Raw genomic sequence first — 23,204 nt, 5'->3', positions numbered from 1 at the left:
GATGTGCGGCATAATCGGATACGTCGGAGAGCGTGATGTGCCCCAGACCCTCTTCAAAGGGCTGCGCCGCCTGGAATACCGTGGATACGACTCCGCCGGTATCGCCGTCTATGACGGCGAGAGGATAGCCCTGCTCAAGCGCAAGGGCAACCTGGACAGCCTGGAGCCCAACCTGGACTGGTTCCAGGGCGGGAGCGAGATGGGCATAGCGCATACCCGTTGGGCCACCCATGGCCAGCCGTCAATGGAGAACGCCCACCCCCACCTGGACTGCAACGAGGAGATCGCCGTGGTCCATAACGGCATCATCGAGAACTTCCGCGAGCTGCGGGAGGGGCTGGAGGCCAGGGGCCACCGCTTCCGCTCACAGACCGACTCCGAGATCGTGGCCCACCTGGTGGAGGAGTACTACCAGGGGGACCTGCTGGAGGCGGCGCGCCGTGCACTGCAGGACATGGAGGGCGCATATGCCCTGGTGCTGATGTGCGCGCGTGAGCCCGGAGTCCTGGTGGGGGCGCGCAAGGACAGCCCGCTGGTCATGGGCATAGGCAAGGATGAGAACTTCCTGGTCTCCGCCACCCCGGCCCTGCTGGACAGCACCCGGGAGGCGGTAGCCCTGGAGAACGGCGAGCTGGCGAGGATCACGCGCCAGGACTGGCGGATAATCGACGCACGGGGCCAGCGGGTGCAGCGGGAGCTCTACGAGGTCCCCTTCGACGTGGCGGCGGTGGAGAAGGGCGGTTATGCCGACTTCATGCTCAAGGAGATATTCGAACAGCCCCAGGCCTGGACGGACACCCTGAGGGGCAGGCTGTCCAGGACGGGGGAGCTGCGCATCGAGGAGCTGGACGAGGCGCGGCTGGACTTCCGCTCCATACAGAGGATCATCTTCGTCTCCTGCGGTACCTCATACCACGCTTCCCTCCTGGGCCGTTATATCATCGAGACCTGGATGGATATACCCGTGGAGGTGGACATCGCCTCCGAGTTCTGCTACCGCGAGCCCCGTCTGGACCCCTCCTGCCTGGTGGTGGCGGTGAGCCAGTCCGGCGAGACCGCGGACACCATGAGCGCCGTGCGCTGGGCGACGGGCAGCGGCGCGCATACCCTGTCCATCGTCAACGTGGTGGGAAGCATGATGGCGCGGGAATCCGATGCCGTGCTCTACACCCACGCGGGTCCGGAGATAGGTGTCGCGGCCACCAAGACGTTCTTCACCCAGATCGCGGCGGTCTACCTGCTGGGTCTCTACCTGGGCCAGGAGCGCGGCCTGCTGGAGGAGGGCTTCGTGAGGGAGACCTTCGGGGAGCTGGAGTCCCTCTCCGGCAAGGTGGAGAAGGTCCTCGAGAACACGGAGGCGGTGGAGCGGTGCGCCGACAGGTACTGCCGCTGCGAGGACTTCCTCTTCCTGGGGCGCAACATCAATTACCCCATGGCCATGGAGGCCGCACTAAAGCTCAAGGAGATCTCCTACATACACGCCGAGGGTTATCCCGCTGGCGAGATGAAGCACGGGCCAATCGCCCTGCTCCACCCCGGCTTCCCGGTGGTGGTGCTCATCCCCCGGGACCCCGTCTATGACAAAGTGCGCAGCAACATCGAGGAGGTGCGCGCCCGCCAGGCCCCGGTAATCGCCCTGGCCACCACGGGGGATGAGGAAGTCGCGGGATGCTGCGAGGAGACCATCTTCGTGCCGGAGGTAAAACCTCATTTCAATCCGGTGGTGCTGGCCCCTGCCCTGCAGCTCCTTGCGTACAACATCGCCAAGCTGAGGGGCTGCAACGTGGACCAACCGCGCAACCTCGCCAAGACGGTGACGGTGGAGTAGGGGGAGGGAAGCGCGGCGGGGCGGAGAATGAAGATATAAACGCTCAGGCACCCGGTAACCGGGCGCAATCTCGAGAAAGGGCTTATGGATATCCTGGGCATAGGAGTGGACCTGGTCGAGGTCGCAAGGATAGAGAGAGCCATGGCGCGCCACGAGGGTTTCGTGTCGCGCGTTTTCTCGCCGCGTGAGCAGGAGAGGTGTGATGGCTGCAGGCGGCCCGGTCGCCGATACGCGGCCTGCTTCGCTGCAAAGGAGGCCGCGGCCAAGGCCCTGGGGACCGGCATCAGGGGGTTCTCCTGGCCGGAACTGGAGGTGCTCGCGGGAGAGAACGGGGCCCCCTACATGGAGCTGTCAGGGCACGCCCGCGAGGTGGCGGCGCGCCGCGGCGTGGAGCGGATCGTGGTGAGCGTGTCCCACAGCGGGGGAATGGCGGTGGCGGTGGCCCAGGCGTTGGGAGGGGGGCAGCGGCCATGAGGGTGGTGCTGCCGCGCGAGATGGCGGCCCTGGACCGCAGGGCCATCGAGGGCGGAACACCGTCCCTTGACCTCATGGAGAGGGCAGGGAGGCACGTTGCGGAGCAGGCGCGGGACCTCGTGGGCCTCTGTGCCGGCAAGAAGATAAACGTGGTTGCGGCAAAAGGCAACAACGGGGGAGACGGCTTCGTCGCCGCGCGCTACCTGGCATCCTGGGGGGCTGAGGTCGGGATATACCTGCTGGGCGACGAGGACGAGCTGTCCGCGGATGCTGCCGCCAACTACCGCCGCTACCGGGAGGAGGTCGGTGTGGTGGAGAGGTGCGACCCGTCCCGGCTGGCCGAGGAGCTTATCGGTTCGGACCTGGTCATAGACGCCATCTTCGGGACGGGGTTTCGCGGAGTTGCGGAGGGCGATCACGCCACGGCCATCGCGGCGGTGAACGCCAGCGCGGCCCCGGTGCTGGCGGTTGACATCCCTTCAGGGGTAGACGCCGAGACCGGGGCAGTGGGCGGTCCCGCCGTTCTCGCCGCGCGCACGGTCACCTTCGCCTGGCCGAAGGTGGGGCTCTACCTCTTCCCGGGGGCGCGTCAGGCCGGGGAGATAGTGGTGGTGGACATCGGGATACCAGGCCACCTCCTGGCCGAGGTGGTGGAGAGCGAGATATATACGATAGAGGAGGATGAAGTGGCGGCCAGGCTGCCCCGCCGCAGCCCCGATGCTCATAAGGGAAACAGCGGGCGCGTACTGGTGGTGGCCGGTTCGGTCGGGCTCACGGGAGCCGCCGCCCTCTGTTCACGGGCGGCCTTGCGGTGCGGTGCGGGGGTGGTGACGCTGGGGATCCCCTCGTCGCTCAATCCTATCATGGAGGTCAAGCTGACCGAGGTGATGACTTTGCCACTGCCCGATGGGGGCGGGGGATACCTGGGCCACGGAGCCGTAGAGGCGGTGCTGGATAAGCTGCAGTCCTACGACGTGCTGGCCCTGGGACCCGGCCTTGGGACGGCGCCAGCCACATGTGAGGTGGTGGACGGACTGCTGCGCCGGGCACGCGTGCCGGTGGTCCTGGACGCAGATGGCATCAACTGTTCCGCGGGCAGGGATGGCCTCTCCGGCAGGGAGGGTGCGACGGTGATCACCCCTCACCCCGGCGAGTTGGGCCGCCTGCTTGGACGCGAGGCCGGCGAAATCCAGGCATCGCGCGTGGACTCCGCGGCGGAGGCGGCGCGCAGGTTCGACTGCACCGTCGTGCTCAAGGGCGCAAACAGCCTGGTCGCAGAGGCCGAAGGAAGGATATATATAAACACCCTGGCGCTGCCGGGACTGGCGACGGCGGGGAGCGGGGATGTCCTGACCGGTTGCATCGCGGCTTTCTGTGCCCAGGGGCTCGATCCCCTGGATGCGGCCGTGTGCGGCGTGTTCATACACGGAAAAGCGGCGGAGCTGGCCAGCCACCTTGTGGGCCCCGTCGGCATGGTGGCCGGTGACATCATCTCCCACCTGCCCCTGGCTTTGTCGTCGTAGATCCCGCGTGATGAGAGGAAGGTAGAGTGATATGAAATCGGCGCAAGAGATCATGAGCCCCGACCCCTTGACCGTGGACCCCGATGTCCCGGTAAAGGATATCGCCCAGACGATGCTGGACAACCGTATACGCTGCCTGCCCGTGGTCGACCCCGACGGAAACGTGCTCGGTGTGGTGGACGAGGAGGACCTGGTCCACCAGGACGCCAAGATACAGTTTCCTTCCTTCATCCACTTTCTGGACAGCTATATCATGCTGCCCTCCTCGCTCAACCGCTTCCAGAAAGAGCTGCGGCAGGCCGTGGGCGCGGTAGCCCACGACGTCATGGAGGAGGAGTACGAGGCGGTGAGCCCGACGGACAGCGTGGAGGAGGTCGCCACCCTGATGGTCAAGAAGGACCTCGAATACGTGCTCGTCGTCGAGGGCGGTAAGTTACGTGGCGTGATCACCAGGGCCGATATCCTCAAGACCCTGACCGAGGGTTGAAGGCCATGACCGGGAGTGCCGCCTGGCGTCCCACCCGCGCCGAGGTCGACCTGGAATGCATCCGCCACAATGTAGGCATTTTCGTCGGTCTCGTTAGCCCCGGCTGCCAGGTGATGGCCATCGTCAAGGCGGACGGGTACGGACATGGAGCGGTGGAGACCGCCCGCGCCGCGCTGCAGGCCGGGGCCAGCCGCCTGGGGGTGGCGCTGGTGGAGGAGGGCGAGGCGCTCAGGGCGGCCGGGATAACCGCCCCCATACACCTCCTCTTCGAGCCGCCGCCAGATGCCGCCGCCAGGGTGGCCGAACTGGACCTCATACCCAGCGTCTATACCTCTGCCTACGCGCATGCCCTCTCGCGCGCGGCCACGGCGAGCGGCAAGGGGTTGAAGTTGCATATCAAGGTGGACACGGGCATGCACCGCGTCGGCGTCGAACCGGGGAAGGCGGCGCCACTGGCCGCCGAAGCCGCATCCCTTCCCCATCTCGAGGTGGAGGGTATATACACCCACCTGGCCAACGCCTCCGTTCCCGGAGACCCTTTTACCTTGCGACAATGGGAGATCTTTCAGGGTGTATTGAGGGAGGTGGAGGGGAGAGGCATAAAGGCGCCGCTGCGCCATGCCGCGGCCTCCGGGGCGGCCCTTTCTTTCCCGCAGTCTCGCCTGGGGATGATCAGGCTGGGCATCGCCATGTACGGCCTGCTGCCGGGCAGCGGTTACCGCGGCTGCATCGATCTGCACCCCGCCCTCGCGCTTAAGACGCACGTGAGCCACGTGTTCAGGGCGTGCGAGGAGGAAGGCGTCAGCTACGGGCTCACCTACAGGTGCAAACACGACACCTGGATCGCGGTCCTGCCCATAGGATACGCGGACGGGCTGCCGCGCGCCCTCTCGAACCGCTGGGAAGTGCTCATCGCCGGAAAACACTACCCGCTGGTAGGTACGGTGTGCATGGACCTGTGCATGGTGGACCTGGGAGAGGACGTCCGCGAACCGGGCGAAGAGGTCACGGTCATCGGCGGGTACGGCGCGGAAGAATGGGGGGCCGAGCGTGCGGCGGAGGTGTTGGGCACTATAAACTACGAGGTCATATGCGGTATCGGGAAGCGCGTCCCGCGTGTATATCTCAACCGTTTATAAAAGCCCCCCCAGGGTATGATTTCTATATGCCCGATAACATCGTGGTGACCGGAAGGCCCGGAAGCGGAAAGACCACCATGGTCGTGAGCCTGGCGGAGAGGTTTGCCGCCCGCGGGTTCAAGGCGGGAGGTTTCGTTACCGAGGAGATAAGGGAAGGGCCCCACCGCGTGGGTTTCCGCGTGCGGGACCTGAGGGGAGACGCGGCGGTGCTGGCGCATATCGCCTACAAAGGAAAGCAGCGCGTGGGAAAGTACGGTGTAGATACAGCGGCATTCGAGGGCGTCGCCATACCCGCTATGCAGGTGGGAAGAGATGAAGCCGACCTGCTCATCATCGACGAGATAGGACGCATGGAACTGTTCTCCCGCCATTTCCGCGATATGCTGCCACGGCTTCTGGACGCTCCCGTACCCGTACTGGCCACCGCGCAGAGCGGGAAGGGCGATTTCCTGGCGGACATCCTTGCGAGAGGGGATGTGACCCCTTTCGTTCTGCGACCCACGGAGAGAGAAAGGCTTCTGGAGGTGATCGATGGTTCACTGAGCAGGATCTTGACGGACAACTGATTTTCCGTAGAGCCTGAAGGAGGAAGAGGATCATGAAGATATGTCCTTCCTGCTACGCCGTCTGCATCGACCAAAAATGGGATTTCGACGAAGCGGTCAGGGCCAAGGCCATGAAGGGCAACGGGTGGCAGAAGCACCTCTGCCCCGGTTGCGAGAGGGTGGCGAAGGGTCAAGTGGACGGCGTGGTCTATCTCAGGGGGGACTTCCTCAATACACACCGCGAAGAGGCGAAAAACCTCATCCGCAGCGTGGCGCAGAAAAAACTGCGCAAGAACATCGCCGCACGCATCTACCACATCGAGGAGAAAAAGGACGAGATCGTCATCGAGACGACCGACCGTGTACTGGCTGAACGGCTGGGAAAGGAGTTCGAGAAGGCGTACTCCGGCCATCTGGACATACAGTGGCAGCAGCATTCGGATTTCGCCCGCGTATACTGGACACGGGACTAGCCCGGGGCTTGGGCGTTCGGGCGGGGTGCTTTTCCGGCCCGGCGACAAGGCTGGTCGTCGTCGCAGGCTCCTCCGAGCACCTTGCTCGCCGGGCTGGGGGCAGCGCGGATGGTTTTTGCCCGAACGCCGTGTCCGCCGTGCTATTAACCGCTTATTGCTCGGGGGCGGTCATGTTTATCAGGGAGAAGGCATCCTCGAATCCGATGAGTGGCTCGAGCGTAGGCTTGAACCCGTCGATGGCGTTCGAGAATTTGAAGATCCTCTCGTTGATGTCGCGAAGGGCGGCTTCCTCGTTGCCGGCTGCGATATCGTAGATGATGTACATCACCAGGCCTTCCCCGCTGAACTTGAAGTAATAGTCCCTCTTGGTGAATTCGGGATATGGATTGTTGGTCAGCTCTTCAATCGCTTTCTTGACGAACTCCGCCGCCGACGTTGCCGGAAATGTGACCGTGGACAGCATGAGCATTTCCTTCTCCTTTCCTCAGCGGACGCCCGAAAGCCCTCCGGTGTTGTCCTGGCAGGCCTTTCCGTAAGTTTATTGCGGGTCTAGGGGATGCTGTAAAACGCTTAAGGGCGCGGAGTTGTCCTGGCAGGCCTTTCCGTAAGTTTATTGCGGGGGGGTCAGGGCTACAAGGCAGGATCGTCTCCGGGCAATATTACCTGGGGTCCACGATGATATCGTGGATTTGGCCAATTCCTGTATGGCCATGAGCTATAATGTTGGCGCGGGGCGGAGCCGTCACTAAAGCGTGAAGGAGGGAAGTTGAAGGTCCTCCCCAATGCCTTGACCATGGACGACCTGGGCCGTGCCGATCCGTTTCTAGGCGCCCTCATGACCCACCTGGCCTCCATAAAATCCGGCGAGGTCTATCTGGTAGGCGGCTACCTGAGGGATTATTTCCTGGGTGAGATACCGGAAGACATAGACTTCATCACCTCGGCCGACCCGGAGACAGTCGCGGGAGGAGTAGCCGAAAGATGGAGCGGCAAGACCTTCGTGCTCCAAGAGGAGGAGAGGACCCACCGCGTGGTCATCGACAGCGATAACCGCAGGAGGACCATCGACTTCTCGCCCATCAAAGGCATAAGCGTCGAGGAGGACCTCTCCTACCGGGACTTCACCATCAATGCCATGGCGGTGGACGTGGAGAGGCTGACGCGCGAGGAACTGAGGCTGCCGCGCGATCTCATCGACAAGCATTACGGCTGGAGGGACCTGTCCCGAGGCATCCTTCGCGAATGCTCCAACGAGACCTTCCTCATGGATCCGGTGCGCCTGATGAGGGCCATGCGTTTCCGGCACGTATTGGGGCTGGAGTACGAGGAGCGCACCTTGAACCATATGAAGAAATACGCCTCCCTGGTGACCAAGGCTCCGGGCGAGCGTGTGAGCGTTGAGCTTCTGGAGACCCTACTCTTCCCGGACACCTCACGGATCTTCGCGGAGTTGGAATCCACCGGACTTCTGCATTACGTGTTCCCGGGACTAACCGAAACGGTGGGACTGGAGCAGAACGCCTACCACCACCTGGACGTCTGGTCGCATACCCTGCTCACCATCGAGGAACTGGACATCCTGCTCAAGGACCCGGGCCGGGTGTTCCCAGGCCACGCGGCGAGGATCGCGGAGCATATGGCACAGACCATACAGGACCTGCAGCCGCGCAGCTCGTTCCTCCGGCTTGCGGCGCTGTATCACGACGCGGGCAAGGCGGATACCTCGACCACCGATGCCTCGGGACGCATCCACTTCTACTCCCACCAGAGGCACAGCCAGGATGCCGTGATCGATCTCGCGGAGAGGCTGCGCCTGTCGCGCAAGGCCTTGGATTACCTGGCGGTGACGGTCGGGAAACATATGGACATCGGCATCACCACCCCGGAGCGCGCCTCGGAACGGCAGCTCAGGAGGGTCGTTGCCAACCTGGGGGACGAGCTGGTCGACATCGTCCTGCTGTCCGTGGCGGACCGCCGTGCGACCAGGGGACCACTGTCCACCCCCCAGGAACTGCAGTCCTATGTCGAAGCATGCGGCCGCCTCCTCGACGCATATTACCGGGAGAAGGAGGTCCCACCCCTCATAGGTGGGCGGGACCTCATGGACGAACTGGGCCTGCCCGAAGGGCCGGCCATCGGGGAGATACTCAAGGAAGTGCGCATCGCGCAGCTGGAGGGAGCGCTCAAGCACAGGGGGGACGCATTGAGGTTCGCGGGCGACCTCATCCGTTTCGGAGACTAGCACCGCACCGGGCTGTCGAGTGACCGTGGGATCTCAAGGAGGGGTTATGAAGAAGACCACGCTGGGTGCTGCCGCAGTTTCACTGGGCCTGCTGGCGGTCCCGACGGCGATAAGGCGCCTCGATCACGCAAGGTCGGGCGACGGCGGCGAGGGATCCCGCTGCAGCGCGGGCAAGGAGGTCCTGGGTGGGGTGGTGTCTCGGGACGGGACCCGCCTGTACGCGGAGTTCTGCGGCGAGCCCGGCCCCACCGTGTTCTTCGCGCACGGCTGGACCTGCCGCCACGATGTCTTCAGGCACCAGATGTCCTTTCTCTGCAAGGATTACCGGGTGATCTCCATGGACCAGCGCGGCCACGGCAAGTCCGGCGCCCCCGCGAGCGGGGACCACAGCATCGACCGCCTGGCGGAGGACCTCAAGGCGGTGATAGACGCAGCGGGCCCCGAGGAGTTCGTCATCGTAGGACACAGCATGGGCGGATTCACAGCGTTCAAGTTCCACCAGCGTTTCGGGGATGAGTACCGCGGCAGGCTCAAAGGGATGGTGATGATCGATTCCACCGGGACCGATGTACTGGAGAGCATCTACATGAGCGGTGTGGTCAGGCGCTTCTACCCCCTTCCCCTCTCGCCGTTCCTGGTCCTTGGAGGGCGGAGAAACCGCCTGGTGGAGTGGGGGCGAGAGGTGCTGCGCGATTCGTCCGCCGCCTATCTCATCTGCCGCTGGGCAGCCTTCGGCGCAAAGCCCCCGGCGGAGGCGGTGGAGATGCAGCGCGAGATGTCCTTTTCCACCCCGGTGCCGACGACCTGCCTGGCGGCGAAGGCATGTTTCGACTATCACGTGGAGGAGCACCTGCCCCATGTGAACGTCCCGGTGATCATGTTCGTGGGGACAAAGGACAAGCTCACCAGCGCAAAGGCCAACCGGCGCACCTGCGATCTCCTTCCCGACGCCCGCCTGGTGGTCTACGAGGGCGCCGGCCATTCCACCCACCTGGAACGCACCGATGAGCTCAACGCGGAGATGGGGACCTTCATCGCCACCTGTTTCGGCCGTACGCCGAAGGGATCAGAGGAGTAAAGGGGGAAGCATGGCCTTCAGGATGGACGGGGTCACGGTGGGACACGCGCAGGACGAGGTGGGCCTTACGGGGTGCACGGTGGTCCTGCTGCCGCCGGGGAGCAAGGGCGGTGTGGACGTGCGAGGCGGCGCCCCGGGGACGCGCGAGACCGACTTGCTCAGCCCGGTCAACCTGGTGGAGGAGGTGCATGCCTTTGTACTAACGGGCGGCAGTGCCTTCGGCCTGGCGTCCAGCATCGGCGTGGTCAGGTACCTGGAGGAAAAGGGCATCGGTTTCGAGACGGGAGTGGCACGCGTTCCCATAGTGCCCACGGCGGTCATCTTCGACCTGGGAGTCGGAGATCCCAACGCTCGGCCGGACGCGGAGATGGGCTACCGCGCCTGCCTGGATACCAGTGAAGACATCACCCGACAGGGAAACGTGGGCGTGGGTATGGGGGCCACTGTGGGGATGATGTTCGGGGCGGCCAACTGTACCAAGAGCGGCCTGGGGACGGCCTTCATCGAGGCCGGGGCCCTGAAGGTCTTCGCGCTGGTGGTGGTGAACGCCTTCGGGGACGTTGTGGACGAGAGGGGAAGGATCATCGCCGGCGCCCGCTCGCCCGAAGGGGGGTTCGCCTGCACCGAGGCCTGCATCGAGTCCATGCTCTGCGCCACCTGCCAACCCCCGCCTCTCACCAACACCACCCTGGGGGTCATAGTGACCAACGCCAGGCTCTCCAAGACCGATGTCAACTGGGTTGCGCAGAGGGGCCACAACGGCTTCGCCAGGGCTATCTCGCCGTGCCACACCAAGCTAGACGGAGACCTGGTGTTCGCGGCCGCCACCGGGCAGGTGGAAGCTTCTGCGGATATGGTGGGAGTGGTGGGCTCGGTGGCCGTGTCGCAGGCGGTGCGCAACGCGGTCAGGCACGCGACGGCGGTGGCGGGCATACCCGCCAGCTCTGATCTGGCCTGAGAGGAGAAGATCCAAGTGGATGTCTTCGAGGCGATTGAGAAAAGGCGCAGCGTGCGCTCGTTCGATGCGAGCCGGGAGGTGCCGGAGGAGCTGGTGGAGGAGGTCCTCAATTGCGGCTGCCAGGCGCCCTCGGCGGGAAACGTGCAGCCATGGCGCTTCATCGTGGTCAGGGACGGGGAGCTGAAGAAGGCCTTGGCCACGGCGGCCCACGGCCAGGACTTCGTCGCCTCGGCACCGGTGGTCATCGTGGTCTGCGCCGATCTCTCATCCCACTCCCTCAGCTACGGCCGGAGGGGGGTTGAGCTCTACTCCATCCAGGATACGGCCGCGGCCACCGAGAACATGCTGCTGGCCGCGACGGCCCTGGGACTGGGCGCGTGCTGGGTGGGTGCGTTCGATGAGGAAATGGCGTCCCGGGCGCTGCGCCTGGTCAAGGACCTGCGCCCCCTGGCGCTCATCCCCGTGGGATATGCCTCTGGCGAGACGCAGCCCCCGCGCAAGATGGACTGCCGCCGCCTGGTCACCTTCCTCTAACGGCCACTGCGTGAGCGACGGAAGTAATCGCGCACGGCCCCGATCACCATCTCCTGTTCCGCGTCGGTGAGGTGGGGATAGAGGGGCAGAGAGATAGCCTGCTGCGCGAGGCGCTCGGCGACGGGGAACGAACCGGTGTCAAAGCCGCTCCGCAGGTAGGGGCGCTGCAGGTGCAGCGGAAGCGGATAGTGCACCGCGGTCTGGATTCCCCGGCCCTCCAGGTACGAGCGCAGCGAGTCGCGGCGCTCACATTCCACCACGAAGAGGTGGAAGCAATGGTCTTCTTTCCTGTCCCACTGCGGGAGGCGCAAGGGCAGGCCCGCCAGCCCGTCCAGATAGTTGCTCGCCAGTTCCCGCCGCCGCCGGTTCCAGGCGTCGAGGCGAGGCAGTTTCACCCGCAACAGCGCGGCCTGCAACTCGTCCAGGCGGCTGCTCTGGCCGATCTCTCCCAGGTGGTCGCGGTCAACACGCCCGTAATCGCGCAAGCCGCGCAAGCGTGATGCGTATTCCTCGTCAGCGGTGACGATCATGCCGGCGTCTCCATAGGCGCCCAGGTTCTTGGTGGGATAGAAGCTGAAGCAGCCCGCCTTGCCCCAGGTGCCCGCGGCCCTGCCGGCCATGGCGGCGCCATGGGCCTGGGCGCAGTCCTCTATGAGCACCAGGTCGTTTTCAGCGGCGGCCCGCGCCAACGACGTCATGTCCGCCATGCGCCCGTAGAGATGGACCACGAGGACGAAGCGGGAGCGCGGGGTGATGCCCCGGCGCAGCGCCTCGGGGTCCATGCAGCGCGTATCCGCGTCGATATCGACGAATACCGGCTCGGCGCCGGAGAGCGATACGGCGACAGCGGTGGGGGGGGCTGAAAGTGCCGGCGTGATGACCCCGTCCCCGGGGCGAGCTCCCGCCGCCTTGAGCGCGAGCAGCAGGGCGTCGGTGCCGGAGGCCACTCCGACTCCCGCCCTTGCACCGCATGACGAGGCGAATTCCTTCTCCAGGCTGGAGACCTCCGGGCCCAATATGAAGATGCCCCCCTGCAGGAAACGGGAGAAGGCCAGCCCCAGCTCATCGGCGAGTTCCCTGTCCTGGCGTGACAGGTCCAGGAAGGGCACCGCGGCCGCGTTCAATCGACGCCTTTCTCGGAATAGAAGACGCTTCCCATACGGCCGTAGAAGTAGCGGGAACCGAAGTGGCGGTAGTAGGAGATGGTATCTTCCAGGCCGGCGCGGAAATCGGATCGCGGCCTCCAACCCAGGAGCTCCTGCAGGCGGGAACCGTCAATGCGCAGGCTGCCGGGCTCGACCGAGTTGCGCTCCGGGGGATAGGGGACGCAGCGCCAGGACGTCTCCGTGAGGCTGCATATGGCCTCGGCGGCTTCGGCCACCGATACGGGGGTCCCGGAGGCGAGGTTGAAGATGCCGCCCTCGCACCTGCTGTCCGGGGCTGCCAGCAATAGCGCTTCGACCACGTCTTCCACGTAGAGAAAGTCCCTCTCCTGGCTGCCGTCCCCGAAGACGCAGATCTCCTGCCCCGAGAGACCCTGGCGGATGAACCAGTTGAGGAACCCCTGGCCGTCGTGGTGCATCTGGTGGCGCGGCCCGTAGATGTTGGTGAGCCTCAAAGACGTGAAGCGCATCTTGCCGAGATCGTGGAAGATGCGGTGGTATTCCTCCACCGCTGTCTTGTGGACGCCGTTTATGTCCACCGGCCTCAAAGGGTGCTCCTCGTCGATGGGCGAATAAACCGGGTTGCCGTACTGGCTGCGTGAGCCGGTGTGGATGATGCGGGTCCGCGGGCTCAGTTCGGTGAGGGCGGTGAGGAAGCGGAGCTGGCTGGTGCAGTTGCGTTCCAGGTCCTGCAGGGGATTGTGCAACGAGCCGATGTGGCTGATGCACGCCGCGAGGTTGAAGACGACCTCCTGGTCGACGATGAAGCTGGAGATCTCGTCCAGCGAGCCGATGTCCGCGACCACCAGCACCAGGTCCTCCAGGACGCCCTTGAGGTTGAAGAGGTTGGCTCCCTGGTCGGGAAAGCAGGCGTCGATGACGGTTACGCTGGCCCCGCTGCGCACGAGCCGTTGCACCAGGTTGCTTCCGATAAAACCGAGCCCACCGGTGACCAGGACCCGTTTGCCGTTGTAGAAACCGTCCGGAACCGGCGCTTCCCGCATACTATACCTCACCTCTTTTCAGTAACCTCCACCATAATGACGCAAGCTCGCCGCCCATTACAACCAGATTCTTCAACCGGAAGAACTGGCTCTTCCCCTCCTCGCGGGGGTAATGGCTGACGGGCGTCTCGGCGAAGCTGGCTCCGGCAGCCTGCAAGCCCTTGACCATCTCCACGCAGATGGCACCTCCCTCGGAGCGCAGTTCGAGGCCGCGCACGAGGTCTCCGCGCATGAGGCGGAAATCGCAGTCCGTATCCCGGACGGGGATGGCGAAGATGAGGCGGATGGCCGCGTTATAGACGGAGCCCAGCCAGATGCGATACCAGGGGTCGCTGCGGCTGCGCTTGTAGCCGTTGACCACGTCGGCCGCCCCGCTGAGCCGGTGCAGGCGGCGCAGGTCCTCGACGTCGTACTGGCCGTCGCTGTCGGTGTAGAAGACCCATTCCTTGGTCGAGGTCTTGATGCCGCTGCGCAAAGCCGCGCCGTAGCCCCGGTTGCGGTCATGGCGGACCACCCGCACCTTATCGTACGAGGCGGCGAGAGCGTCTATGACCTCGCCGGAGGCATCGGAGCTGCCGTCGTCTACCACGATAACCTCGTGGTCCACGCCGAGGTCATCCAGGACCTCAAGGGCTTTCTCTATCAGTGCCTGCAGGGTTGCGGAGTCGTTATAGCAGGGGAAGAAGGCGCTGATCCCCCCGCCGTCTGGCGGCGGGATCACGGGTTCGTGGGCGCCGGCTTTCGCCGCCATGCGCTCACTTCTCCTGAAGAAGTAGTACAACGCGCACAGAACGATCAGGAAAGCCGCGCTGATGGGGATGCCCGCCGCCAGTCCCGGCGGGCGGTAGGACAATGCTATCTCGTGGTCACCCGCCGGCAGGTAGATGGCGCTGAAGAAGCCGTAGGCCGAGAACAGCTCGGTCTCCTTGCCATCTATGCGGGCGCTCCAGCCCGGGAGATGGTCCCTGGCGATGACCAGGATGGCGTCATCGTCTCCCTCGGCATGCAGCAACACGTGGTCCTCGCCTTCCTCTTCGATATTGACGTTGGTGCCCGGGTCATCCGCATCAAGTTCCTTTATGGCCGCGCGCGTTGCGGCATCGACCTCGTCGAGCGCGAGCACCACCCGGTTAGGGAGGATGCTCTCGTTCCACGTAAGGTCCGCTGCCTCCTTCCAGTCCCGCGCCCAGATGACGTCCGAAGCCGCGAAGGCGCGGGGCAGCGAGTCCTCCAGCCTGTAAACGGCGTAGCTGCTGTCTGAGTAGATATGCGGCCACGTCCCCAGGGGGATCCCCCGGCCGTCCTCGTCGATGACGCTCACGGCCGCAAGGCGCGTGCCCTCGAGTGTGGGGTCGCAGGCCGTGGTCACGATCATCTCGTCCGCCTCTCCCAGGCGTCCCAGCGGAACCCGCATCTCCAGCGCGCTTCGCCCGTCTCCGTGACCAGGTGACCTGAAGGTCGTTTCCCTGAAGGATACCGGCTGGTCGCCGCCGATCACCTCCAGCAGGTACCCCTCGCTCCCCGCCTCTTTCTCCAGCATGAGGGACGGATGGTCGCGGACCTGTCCGTGATTGATGGAGCTGAGCTGGAGGTAGATACGGCCCGCCGCATCAGCCTCCAGAATCTTACCGTCGATGAGGAAGCGCAGCTCCTTGCCCACGGTGTCCTCCGGATAGAGGTAGCGGCGGATCCCCAGCCCGGCGGGGAATCCGTAGGGCAGAGACAGGTCGAAGGGCACCCCCTTGATGCGCACGAGGTTGCTGTAGAGCAGCTTCACCCCCAGGAGCTCGAAGGCGGGTGCGGACGCGTTGTTGTTCAGGTTGCCGAGGAAGCGGTCCAGGCGTGCGGGGGGGATGGTCGAGAACCCGAAGGCGTCCTCGAGCCCGTAGGGCAGGAGCTGGTTGGGAGCCAGGGAGAACTCCCCGCGGTTTATGCCCGGCTCCTTGAGCAGCGTAACCCTGCCTCCCTCGCTCTCCTCCGCGAGCACTTCGATGACTTCTGGCTGGAATTCGACCCGGGCGCGCGGGACGGGTTTGAGCACGAAGCTCCCGAATGCGAAGACATCGACGACGGCGATGAAGACCGCCAGGCCGACCTTGAGGCGGTTAGGGCCCCGCTGCGCCTCCCCGTTGCGCAGCAGCAGGAAGAAGAGGAGGACTATCACCAGCGGGAACAGGATATCCAACCGGGGTTTGGAGAAGAAAGCATATAAGCCCTCGGTCAGCTTGCCTGGTGCCGTGTTTATCCCCACCGCCAGGTGCCCGACCACCGCCTCCGCCAGTTCGCGAAAACAGAGGAGATCGAGACGGTAGAGGAGCACGCAGAGTCCGATGAGTCCCGCAACCACGGCGGTGACGACCACCCAGAAACGGGCAAGGCGTGAACGCGTGGGGCGCGAGAGCCTGCCCTCCCGCCAGCGGTCGAAACCGATGCCCCCCAGGATCAGAACCGCCAGGTTCATGGTGAGGATGAACCGGCTCGAGCCCTTGAGCACGTTGAAGCCGGGGAACATGCGCAGCAGGGGCCAGAGAAGCCCGCGGTTGCCCAGGCTCAACAGCAGCGAGACCACGCCGATCCAGAAGAAGAACACCGCGTGCCATCGCCGCGGCCTGTACAATGCGGCCGGCGCGAAGAGCAGGGGAAGGATACCGATATAGGAGTAGGTCTCCTCGAAGGTCCAGGCGCCGAGGTAGCTCCCCTGGGCCAGTCCCATGCCGAAGAGGCGCGGGAAGGCCATCCCGGTGAGCTGGGCAGGCGGCAGGCTGCCGATGTTCGCCACCTGGTCGTTCAGTCCCCCGGCACGGTAGGAGTTCTGCACCAGGTCGAAGGCGGGCAGGTTCTGGATCATACCCAGACCCATGCCCAGCCCAGCGGCCAGGGCCAACCCGCCCAGGGAGCGCAGGACAAGGCGGCCCCGGTCTTCGCCCCGGTGTGAGGGATGGAAGATGACGTAGAAGAAACCCAGCATCAACTCCATGAGGGGAAGCATGAAAAAACCGGAGAGACACTGCAGGCCCAGCACACCCCCCGCCGCGACAAAGAGGGAGAGCTTCCTGTCCTCAAGGGCACCCTCCAGGCAGTAGAGGAAGATGGGCATCCACGCCGCCGTGGCCACCGCGTTGGGGTGGACAATGTGGGCGAGGAAGAAGCCCCCCAGGACAAAAGGGATGGAGACGAACAGGGAGGCGGGCCGGCTGAGGCGGATGCGGCGGCAGTAGGCGAAGGTGAAACACCCTCCGAGGAGATAATGGAGGATGATGGAGTAGTTGAACCCCGCCGTGGCCGGCAGCTGGAAGAGCAGCAGGTTGAGGGGGTAGAAGAGCCCCATCTCGCTGTCGGCGAAGAGCGGAAAACCGCAGTACATGCCCGGGTTCCACCAGGACGGCCATCCGGCGCGAAAGGCCTGCGAGAAATAGGTCCAGGCCGGGTAGTAATAGGTCTTGATATCCGATATATAGGGTACCTTGCCCAGGGTGAGCATGGAGCGGAAGAAGATGGCTATGACCAGGGTGATGACCAGCAGGGGCCATATCCTGCGGGGGCTTTCCTCCACGATCAGATCGGAATGCGATCTCTTCATCCCGCACCTGATGCCGTTGCCTTGCTTGGATACATATTGAAAACATTGTCACATAGCGGCCTGACACGCAACCGGGTACTGACGGGCTTCGTTGCCCGCCCAAGCCACGGCGTTTACAATGACGGTAGAGAACCTGAGAGGAAGTGAGCGAGGATGCCTTTCTACGAGTATAAGTGCGAGGCTTGCGGGGAGAGATTCGAGCATTTCGCGCGCAACATGTCCGACGAGGCCGAGTGCTGTGCGGCATGCGGAAAGAAGAAGATAAGGAAGCTCCTGTCCACCTTCGGCTTTAAGAGCGGCAGCGCCTCCTCCGGCGATTATCGCTCCTCGGCGGGCCCGTCGGCATGCGGCTCCTGCACCTCCTCGAGCTGCACCAGCTGCTCCCACTAGGTGGCGCCATGGGGGAGGAATGGGAACGGGCTTCAACCCTCGGCGATCTCTTCGAAGCCATCAGGGACTGCATGCGATGCCCCCTGGGCGCAACCCGCACCAACCTGGTCCTGGGCACGGGGGACGAGCGGGCGGAGATAATGTTCGTGGGAGAAGCGCCCGGTTTTCACGAGGACAAGCAGGGCATACCCTTCGTGGGTCCGGCCGGGCAGTTGCTGGATCAGCTCCTGGGCTCCATAGGCCTCAAGCGTTCCCAGGTCTACATCGCCAACACCCTGAAGTGCAGGCCTCCGGAGAACCGTGACCCCCAGCCCCTGGAACTGGAGACCTGCACCCCGTTTCTCTTTAAACAGATCGAGATAATCGGTCCGCGCATAATCTGCACCCTGGGCAACCATGCCACCAAGACCCTGCTCGCCACGAGCACCGGTATAACCCAGCTGCACGGCAGGCTCACTCGCAAAGGGGATCTCGCTTACGTCCCGCTGTTTCATCCCGCCGCGGCGTTGCATAAGCCGCCCCTGAAGAACACCCTCATCGAGGACTTCCAGAGGTTGCGGGAGCACCTGGATTCGGAGAGGGTGCGCTGGAGGGAGGAGGCGGCCCCAGCCGCGGAACCCGAAGCCCCGCCCGAGCCTGAGCCCGAACAGATGGGCCTCTTCTGAAACCCCGGGGAGCGGAGGGATGATGTTTGGGGATGACGCTGTCGGGTCTGTTGTCCGTATCACACATGGCGCTGATGAGACCCGGGAGCTTGGAGTAGCCCTGGCGGCCCTGCTGCGGGCCGGTGATGTGGTGCTGCTCGTCGGGGAGCTGGGCGCGGGCAAGACCTGTTTCGCGCAGGGCGTGGCAAAGGGGCTGGAGGTCGCGGAACAGGTTACCAGCCCCACCTTCACCCTGATGCGGGAATACCGAGGCAGCCTGCCTTTGTATCACCTGGACGCCTACCGGCTTGAGGGCGCGGCGGACCTTTTCGCCATCGGGGTGGAAGAATATCTGGACGCGGGCGGCGTCCTGCTGGTGGAGTGGGGAGACCGTGCACGCGATTTCTTCACCGGCGACCACCTGGAGATCGCGATCTTCTTCGGCGACGGCGATGAGGAGAGGAATCTCGTCATCACGGCGCGCGGTGATGGCTGGTCGCGCCGCCCGCTCGGAGCGGCGCTCGGGGGTGGATGAGCCATGACCGGGGAAAAGGCCTGGCTCCTGGCCTGGGACCTGTCCGCTCCGCGGGGGGTGCTGGCCCTGGACGGACCCGGAACGACCCTGCGGCATGAGATCGCTGGCGCGATGCGCGTCTCCCGCCTCTTCGTCGTGGCGGGAGAGCTACTCGCCGAGGCGGGGATAGCGAAGGACGCGCTCGGTTTGCTCGGGGTCGGATGTGGCCCCGGCTCTTTCACGGGCGTCAGGGTGGCGGTGACCGCCGCCAAGGTCCTGGCGGCAGCCCTCCATGTCCCCCTGGTCGCCCCGGACAGCCTGATGGTCCTGGCGGCGGGGGCAGGAGAGACAGGGGGAGGAGGGGAGGAAGGCCGGTATGTCTTCGCGGCCATCGACGCCCGCAGGGGAGAGGTCTATCACGCTCTCTACCGCGTCGAAGGTGGCCGCCCCCATGTCTTGATGGAGCCGAGCGTGGCTACTCCAGAGTCGGCGGCAGCATCCCTGCTTTCCTGGATGGAGGGGGAAGGGCATGCGGTCATCGGAACAGGGAGCGGTATCGAGGCGTATCGCACGGCCTGGCCTCGGGAAATGAGACCCGTCGGCGGACGCCATCCTTGCGCCGAAGGCCTGGTGGGCATGTGCCGGCTGGCTCGGGACCGCGGGGAGGACGCGGACCCCATGACGCTCCTTCCCTTTTACCTAAGGCGTCCGGACACCCGCGAGAGATGCGGGGACGAGGCAAGGGGCGGGAATTGTTGACCGTGCAGCGTATGGACATCAATGACCTGGATGAGGTCATGGAAATCGAGAGGAAGTCCTTCTCGAGCCCCTGGACCAGGGGCATGTACCTGCACGAGCTGGAGAAGAGCGAGGGCTGCTACATGACGGCCCGCCATGACGGGATCCTGGCCGCGTACGGAGGTACGCTGCTCATCCTGGACGAGGCCCATGTCATGACCCTGGCGGTGCGGGGGGACTACCGCCGCCGCGGGCTGGGCGCGCGCCTGTTCTTGGAGATTATAGACGCCTCACGGGAGATGGGGGCGCGTTTTTTCACCCTGGAGGTGAGGAAATCAAACCGCGAGGCTATCGACCTCTATGCCAGGTTCGGTTTCCAGATCATGGGGGAACGCAAGAATTACTACCTGGACAACATGGAGAACGCCTTGATCATGTGGACGGAGGACATAACGGCGCCGGAATACCGCGGCCTCCTGGAGGGACTGCGGAGGAGGTACGGCGATGCCTGTTCGTGAACGTGGTCTGATGCTGGGCATCGAGACGTCGTGCGACGAGACCTCCGCGGCGGTGGTGCGCGGCGGTGACGAGATACTGTCCCTGGTGATATCCTCCCAGGCCGACCTGCACGCGCGATATGGAGGGGTGGTGCCGGAACTGGCGAGCCGTGCTCACCTGGAGGCCGTCCTTCCGGCGATATATGAGGCCCTGGACCTCGCCGGCGTAGGCCTTGCGAACCTGGAGGGTGTGGCCGTCACCAGGGGCCCGGGACTCATCGGGGCCCTGCTCGTGGGGCTCACCGCCGCCAAAGCCATCTCCTTCGCCCTGGATAAGCCCTTGTTGGCCGTGAACCACCTGGAAGCGCACATCTACGCCAATTTTCTCTCCTCCCCGGGGCTGCAGCCTCCCCTGGTAGCTTTCGTGGTCTCTGGCGGCCATACCCTGCTGGTGCATATGAGGGCCCACCGCGATTATCGCGTGCTCGGTGAGACCCTGGACGACGCCGCCGGGGAGGCGTACGACAAGGTGGCAAGGTTCCTGGGCCTGGGCTATCCCGGCGGTCCGGCAATCGATCGCCTGGCCACGCAGGGGAACCCGGAAGCCGTGGCCTTTCCCCGAGCCATCATGCGCGACGGTACATACAACTTCTCCCTCTCGGGGCTGAAGACCGCGGTGATAAATCACGTGCGTAAGCTGCGGGAGAGTGGGCAGGAGGTGCCGGTAGCGGACATCGCCGCCTCCTTCCAGGCAGCGGTGGTCGAAGTGCAGGTACACAAGATCGTGCAAGCGGCCAGGGAGACGGGGGTGGAAAGCGTGCTCCTGGCGGGCGGCGTGGCCGCCAACCGCCACCTGCGCGGCGAGCTGGGGGCCGCGCTTGCAGGAAGGGGCATCGAGCTTTATTACCCTCCCCTCGACCTGTGCATGGACAACGCCGCGATGATCGCCGCCCTGGGATGGCGCATGCTCGAGGAAGGCGAGATCTCCCCGCTGGACGTGGATGCCGCCGCCGTCCTTCCCCTGGGGTCAGCGAGTCAGGGACTGACCCCATTCTGATTATCCCACTTGATTTTTCGCTCCCCCTGTACTATCCTCATGCTTAGCACTCATGCACCCTGAGTGCTAACAGTCAGAGCCGGTGAGTGATAACACTCTGGACTCTTGAGTGCAAGAGTGTTAGGATTGCCGGGTTGTTTTTCGGAGGAAAGAACGAGGATAGGAGGGATGTGTAGATGAAACTGAGGCCTTTGGGCGACCGGGTGATCGTCAAGCCGGGAGAGGGCGAGGAGAAGACCGCGTCCGGATTGGTGATACCCGACACCGCCAAGGAGAAGCCGCAGGAGGGGACGGTCATCGCCGTAGGTCCCGGCAGGTGGGAAGACGGCAAGTACGTTCCCCTGGAGGTGAAAGAGGGGGACACGATCATCTATTCCAAGTACGGCGGAACCGAGGTCAAGATCGGGGGAGAGGAGCACCTCATCCTCAGCGAGCGCGACATTCTCGCCGTGGTCGAGAAGGAAAAGAAGAAGAAGTAAACCCGTAAACATCCGACGGGAAACCCTTTTAAAGGAGGAGAATGAGGAAATGGCCAAGGAGATAATGTACGACGAGGACGCGCGCCGCGGACTCGAGGAAGGTGTGAACAAGCTGGCAAACACGGTCAAGGTGACCCTGGGCCCCAAGGGACGCAATGTGGTACTGGAGAAGAAGTTTGGCGCTCCCGTGATCACCAACGACGGCGTGACCATCGCCCGCGAGATCGAGGTGGAGGACGTATGGGAGAACTGCGGCGTGCAGCTAGCCAAGGAAGTCGCCACCAAGACCAACGACGTGGCCGGTGACGGCACCACCACTGCCACCGTTCTGGCCCAGGCCATCGTGCGCGAAGGCCTTCGCAACGTAGCCGCGGGCGCCAATCCCATGGCCTTGAAGCGCGGTATCGAGAAGGCCGTGGAAATGGTGGTCAAGGACATCAAGAAGAACTCCAAGGAGGTCGAGACCAAGGAGGAGATATCCCGCGTTGCCGCAATCTCCGCCGACTCCGACGAGGTCGGCCAGATCATCGCCGACGCCATGGACAAGGTGGGCAAGGACGGCGTCATCACCGTGGAGGAGAGCCAGACCTTCGGGATGAACTTCGAGGTCGTCGAGGGTATGCAGTTCGACAAGGGCTACCTCTCCCCCTACATGGTCACGGACCCGGAGCGCATGGAAGCGGTGCTGGACGACCCTTACATCCTCATCGCCAACCAGAAGATCAGCGCCATCGCCGACCTTCTGCCCGTGCTCGAGAAGGTCATGCAGGCTGGCAAGCCCCTCCTGATCATCGCCGAGGACGTGGAGGGAGAGGCCCTGGCTACCCTGGTGGTCAATAAGATCCGTGGCACCTTCCAGTCCGCCGCGGTCAAGGCCCCCGGTTTCGGGGACAGGCGCAAGGCCATGCTGCAGGACATCGCCATCGTCACCGGCGGTCAGTCCATAAGTGAGGAACTGGGCATCAAGCTGGAGAACATCACCCTGGACATGCTGGGTAGGGCCCGCCAGGTCAAGGTCAGCAAAGAAGAGACCATCGTGGTGGAGGGCGCCGGCGCCGCGGAGGACATCAAGGGCCGCGTCAACCAGATCAAGTCGGAGATCGACCGTTCCGACTCGGAGTTCGACCGCGAGAAGCTGCAGGAGCGCCTGGCCAAGCTCTCGGGCGGCGTAGCCGTGATCAAGGTCGGGGCCGCCACCGAGGTGGAGCTCAAGGAGCGGAAACACCGCATCGAGGACGCACTCTCGGCGACTAAGGCCGCCGTTGAGGAGGGAATCGTTGCCGGCGGAGGCGTGGTTCTAGTGAACGCCGTGGCGGCCATCAAGACCGACAGCCTCGAGAGCGACGAGAAGACAGGCGCCGAGATCGTACGGCGCGCCCTGGAGGAGCCACTGCGTCAGATCGCGAACAATGCGGGCGCCGAGGGCTCCGTGGTGGTGGAGAAGGTCAAGGGCCTGAAGAAGGGCCAGGGCTTCAACGCCATCAACGGCGATTATGTGGACATGATGAAGGAGGGCATCATCGACCCCGCCAAGGTCACCCGTTCCGCCCTCCAGAACGCGGCCTCCATCGCCGGCCTGCTGCTCACCACCGAAGCCGTGGTGGCGGAGAAGCCGGAAGAGAGCGGCGGCGGCATGGGAATGCCGGGTGGCGGCATGCCCCCGGGCATGATGTAATTTAAGTAGCTCCAAAGGGGAGGGGCTCCGCCCCTCCCCTTTGCATCCCCTCCCTCTTCCTGACGGCCCGAGCCTCCAGGTAACGGTCCCGCTCGCGGGGCCTCGCGGAGACCGACCTGGTAGTTCTCGGGCTGGTGTTTGCACAGACGGCTTCCTGACGGCCCGAGCCTCCAGGTAACGGT

Annotated in this window: 23 protein-coding genes; 19 read left to right on the top strand and 4 right to left on the bottom strand. The window is 64.4% G+C overall.

Annotated features, from left to right (window positions below; genetic code table 11):
- Window position 1: 1 nt before the first annotated feature.
- The 7 genes from glmS to AB1384_03490 all read left to right on the top strand — a co-directional run bounded on the left by glmS (window position 2) and on the right by AB1384_03490 (window position 6,469).
- Window positions 2–1,828, top strand: coding sequence for a glutamine--fructose-6-phosphate transaminase (isomerizing) (glmS, locus tag AB1384_03520; protein MEW6553342.1), 1,827 nt, complete (start codon window positions 2–4; stop codon window positions 1,826–1,828).
- Between the two features lie 84 nt (window positions 1,829–1,912).
- Window positions 1,913–2,302: a holo-ACP synthase gene (acpS, locus tag AB1384_03515; GenBank protein ID MEW6553341.1), complete on the top strand. Its 390-nt coding sequence runs from the start codon at window positions 1,913–1,915 to the stop codon at window positions 2,300–2,302.
- A complete protein-coding gene (locus AB1384_03510) occupies window positions 2,299–3,825 on the top strand; it encodes an NAD(P)H-hydrate dehydratase (GenBank protein ID MEW6553340.1) in 1,527 nt (508 codons plus the stop codon). The genes acpS and AB1384_03510 overlap by 4 nt, the downstream gene beginning before the upstream one ends.
- Window positions 3,826–3,856: 31 nt before the next feature.
- A complete protein-coding gene (locus AB1384_03505) occupies window positions 3,857–4,312 on the top strand; it encodes a CBS domain-containing protein (GenBank protein ID MEW6553339.1) in 456 nt (151 codons plus the stop codon).
- Between the two features lie 5 nt (window positions 4,313–4,317).
- Entirely contained in the window at window positions 4,318–5,451 is a 1,134-nt protein-coding gene (alr, locus tag AB1384_03500) for an alanine racemase (GenBank protein MEW6553338.1), read from the top strand.
- Window positions 5,452–5,477: 26 nt separating this feature from the next.
- Complete coding sequence (locus tag AB1384_03495; GenBank protein MEW6553337.1) at window positions 5,478–6,017, top strand: nucleoside-triphosphatase; 540 nt, start codon at window positions 5,478–5,480, stop codon at window positions 6,015–6,017.
- Window positions 6,018–6,049: 32 nt separating this feature from the next.
- Window positions 6,050–6,469 carry a BCAM0308 family protein gene (locus tag AB1384_03490; GenBank protein ID MEW6553336.1) on the top strand — a complete coding sequence of 140 codons (420 nt, stop codon included), beginning with the start codon at window positions 6,050–6,052 and terminating at the stop codon, window positions 6,467–6,469.
- A 151-nt stretch (window positions 6,470–6,620) separates the two neighbouring features.
- Here AB1384_03490 and AB1384_03485 read toward each other — a convergent pair whose 3' ends face one another.
- The gene (locus AB1384_03485; protein MEW6553335.1) at window positions 6,621–6,938 is read right to left on the bottom strand and encodes a hypothetical protein; all 318 of its coding nucleotides are present in this window, start codon (window positions 6,936–6,938) and stop codon (window positions 6,621–6,623) included.
- A 297-nt stretch (window positions 6,939–7,235) separates the two neighbouring features.
- Between AB1384_03485 and AB1384_03480 the strand changes: the two genes are divergently transcribed.
- From AB1384_03480 to AB1384_03465, 4 genes are read left to right on the top strand one after another with little or no spacing between them, the layout of a single operon-like run.
- Entirely contained in the window at window positions 7,236–8,711 is a 1,476-nt protein-coding gene (locus AB1384_03480) for an HD domain-containing protein (protein ID MEW6553334.1), read from the top strand.
- Window positions 8,712–8,757: 46 nt separating this feature from the next.
- Window positions 8,758–9,789 (top strand): alpha/beta hydrolase, encoded by a 1,032-nt coding sequence (locus tag AB1384_03475; GenBank protein ID MEW6553333.1) that lies wholly within the window; start codon window positions 8,758–8,760, stop codon window positions 9,787–9,789.
- Between the two features lie 10 nt (window positions 9,790–9,799).
- A complete protein-coding gene (locus AB1384_03470) occupies window positions 9,800–10,747 on the top strand; it encodes a P1 family peptidase (protein ID MEW6553332.1) in 948 nt (315 codons plus the stop codon).
- Window positions 10,748–10,762: 15 nt separating this feature from the next.
- On the top strand, window positions 10,763–11,281 hold the full coding sequence (locus tag AB1384_03465) for a nitroreductase family protein (protein ID MEW6553331.1): 519 nt from the start codon (window positions 10,763–10,765) through the stop codon (window positions 11,279–11,281).
- On the opposite strand, the gene AB1384_03460 is transcribed toward AB1384_03465, so the two are convergent.
- The 3 genes from AB1384_03460 to AB1384_03450 are packed head-to-tail and all read right to left on the bottom strand — an operon-like array spanning window position 11,278 to window position 17,028.
- Window positions 11,278–12,405 carry a DegT/DnrJ/EryC1/StrS family aminotransferase gene (locus AB1384_03460; GenBank protein ID MEW6553330.1) on the bottom strand — a complete coding sequence of 376 codons (1,128 nt, stop codon included), beginning with the start codon at window positions 12,403–12,405 and terminating at the stop codon, window positions 11,278–11,280. The two genes, AB1384_03465 and AB1384_03460, sit on opposite strands and share 4 nt — an antisense overlap.
- Window positions 12,402–13,448 (bottom strand): NAD-dependent epimerase/dehydratase family protein, encoded by a 1,047-nt coding sequence (locus AB1384_03455; GenBank protein ID MEW6553329.1) that lies wholly within the window; start codon window positions 13,446–13,448, stop codon window positions 12,402–12,404. Before AB1384_03455 ends, AB1384_03460 begins: the two co-directional genes overlap by 4 nt.
- Before the next feature lies 1 nt (window position 13,449).
- Entirely contained in the window at window positions 13,450–17,028 is a 3,579-nt protein-coding gene (locus AB1384_03450; GenBank protein ID MEW6553328.1) for a glycosyltransferase, read from the bottom strand.
- 153 nt (window positions 17,029–17,181) lie between these two features.
- Between AB1384_03450 and AB1384_03445 the strand changes: the two genes are divergently transcribed.
- The 8 genes from AB1384_03445 to groL all read left to right on the top strand — a co-directional run bounded on the left by AB1384_03445 (window position 17,182) and on the right by groL (window position 23,022).
- Window positions 17,182–17,418 (top strand): zinc ribbon domain-containing protein, encoded by a 237-nt coding sequence (locus AB1384_03445; protein MEW6553327.1) that lies wholly within the window; start codon window positions 17,182–17,184, stop codon window positions 17,416–17,418.
- A gap of 8 nt (window positions 17,419–17,426) precedes the next feature.
- Window positions 17,427–18,083 carry a uracil-DNA glycosylase gene (locus AB1384_03440; protein ID MEW6553326.1) on the top strand — a complete coding sequence of 219 codons (657 nt, stop codon included), beginning with the start codon at window positions 17,427–17,429 and terminating at the stop codon, window positions 18,081–18,083.
- Between the two features lie 19 nt (window positions 18,084–18,102).
- On the top strand, window positions 18,103–18,597 hold the full coding sequence (gene tsaE / locus AB1384_03435) for a tRNA (adenosine(37)-N6)-threonylcarbamoyltransferase complex ATPase subunit type 1 TsaE (protein MEW6553325.1): 495 nt from the start codon (window positions 18,103–18,105) through the stop codon (window positions 18,595–18,597).
- A 3-nt stretch (window positions 18,598–18,600) separates the two neighbouring features.
- Entirely contained in the window at window positions 18,601–19,335 is a 735-nt protein-coding gene (gene tsaB / locus AB1384_03430) for a tRNA (adenosine(37)-N6)-threonylcarbamoyltransferase complex dimerization subunit type 1 TsaB (protein MEW6553324.1), read from the top strand.
- A 2-nt stretch (window positions 19,336–19,337) separates the two neighbouring features.
- The gene (gene rimI / locus AB1384_03425) at window positions 19,338–19,832 is read left to right on the top strand and encodes a ribosomal protein S18-alanine N-acetyltransferase (GenBank protein MEW6553323.1); all 495 of its coding nucleotides are present in this window, start codon (window positions 19,338–19,340) and stop codon (window positions 19,830–19,832) included.
- Window positions 19,819–20,868: a tRNA (adenosine(37)-N6)-threonylcarbamoyltransferase complex transferase subunit TsaD gene (gene tsaD / locus AB1384_03420; GenBank protein MEW6553322.1), complete on the top strand. Its 1,050-nt coding sequence runs from the start codon at window positions 19,819–19,821 to the stop codon at window positions 20,866–20,868. Before rimI ends, tsaD begins: the two co-directional genes overlap by 14 nt.
- Window positions 20,869–21,044: 176 nt before the next feature.
- A complete protein-coding gene (gene groES / locus AB1384_03415; protein MEW6553321.1) occupies window positions 21,045–21,347 on the top strand; it encodes a co-chaperone GroES in 303 nt (100 codons plus the stop codon).
- Between the two features lie 49 nt (window positions 21,348–21,396).
- Window positions 21,397–23,022 carry a chaperonin GroEL gene (gene groL, locus AB1384_03410; protein MEW6553320.1) on the top strand — a complete coding sequence of 542 codons (1,626 nt, stop codon included), beginning with the start codon at window positions 21,397–21,399 and terminating at the stop codon, window positions 23,020–23,022.
- Window positions 23,023–23,204: the final 182 nt, after the last annotated feature.

The organism is Actinomycetota bacterium (genome assembly GCA_040757835.1).
Classification (GTDB): domain Bacteria; phylum Actinomycetota; class Geothermincolia; order Geothermincolales; family RBG-13-55-18; genus SURF-21.
The sequence above is the reverse complement of the archived record's forward strand: the minus strand, read 5'-3'. Positions and strand labels throughout refer to the sequence as shown.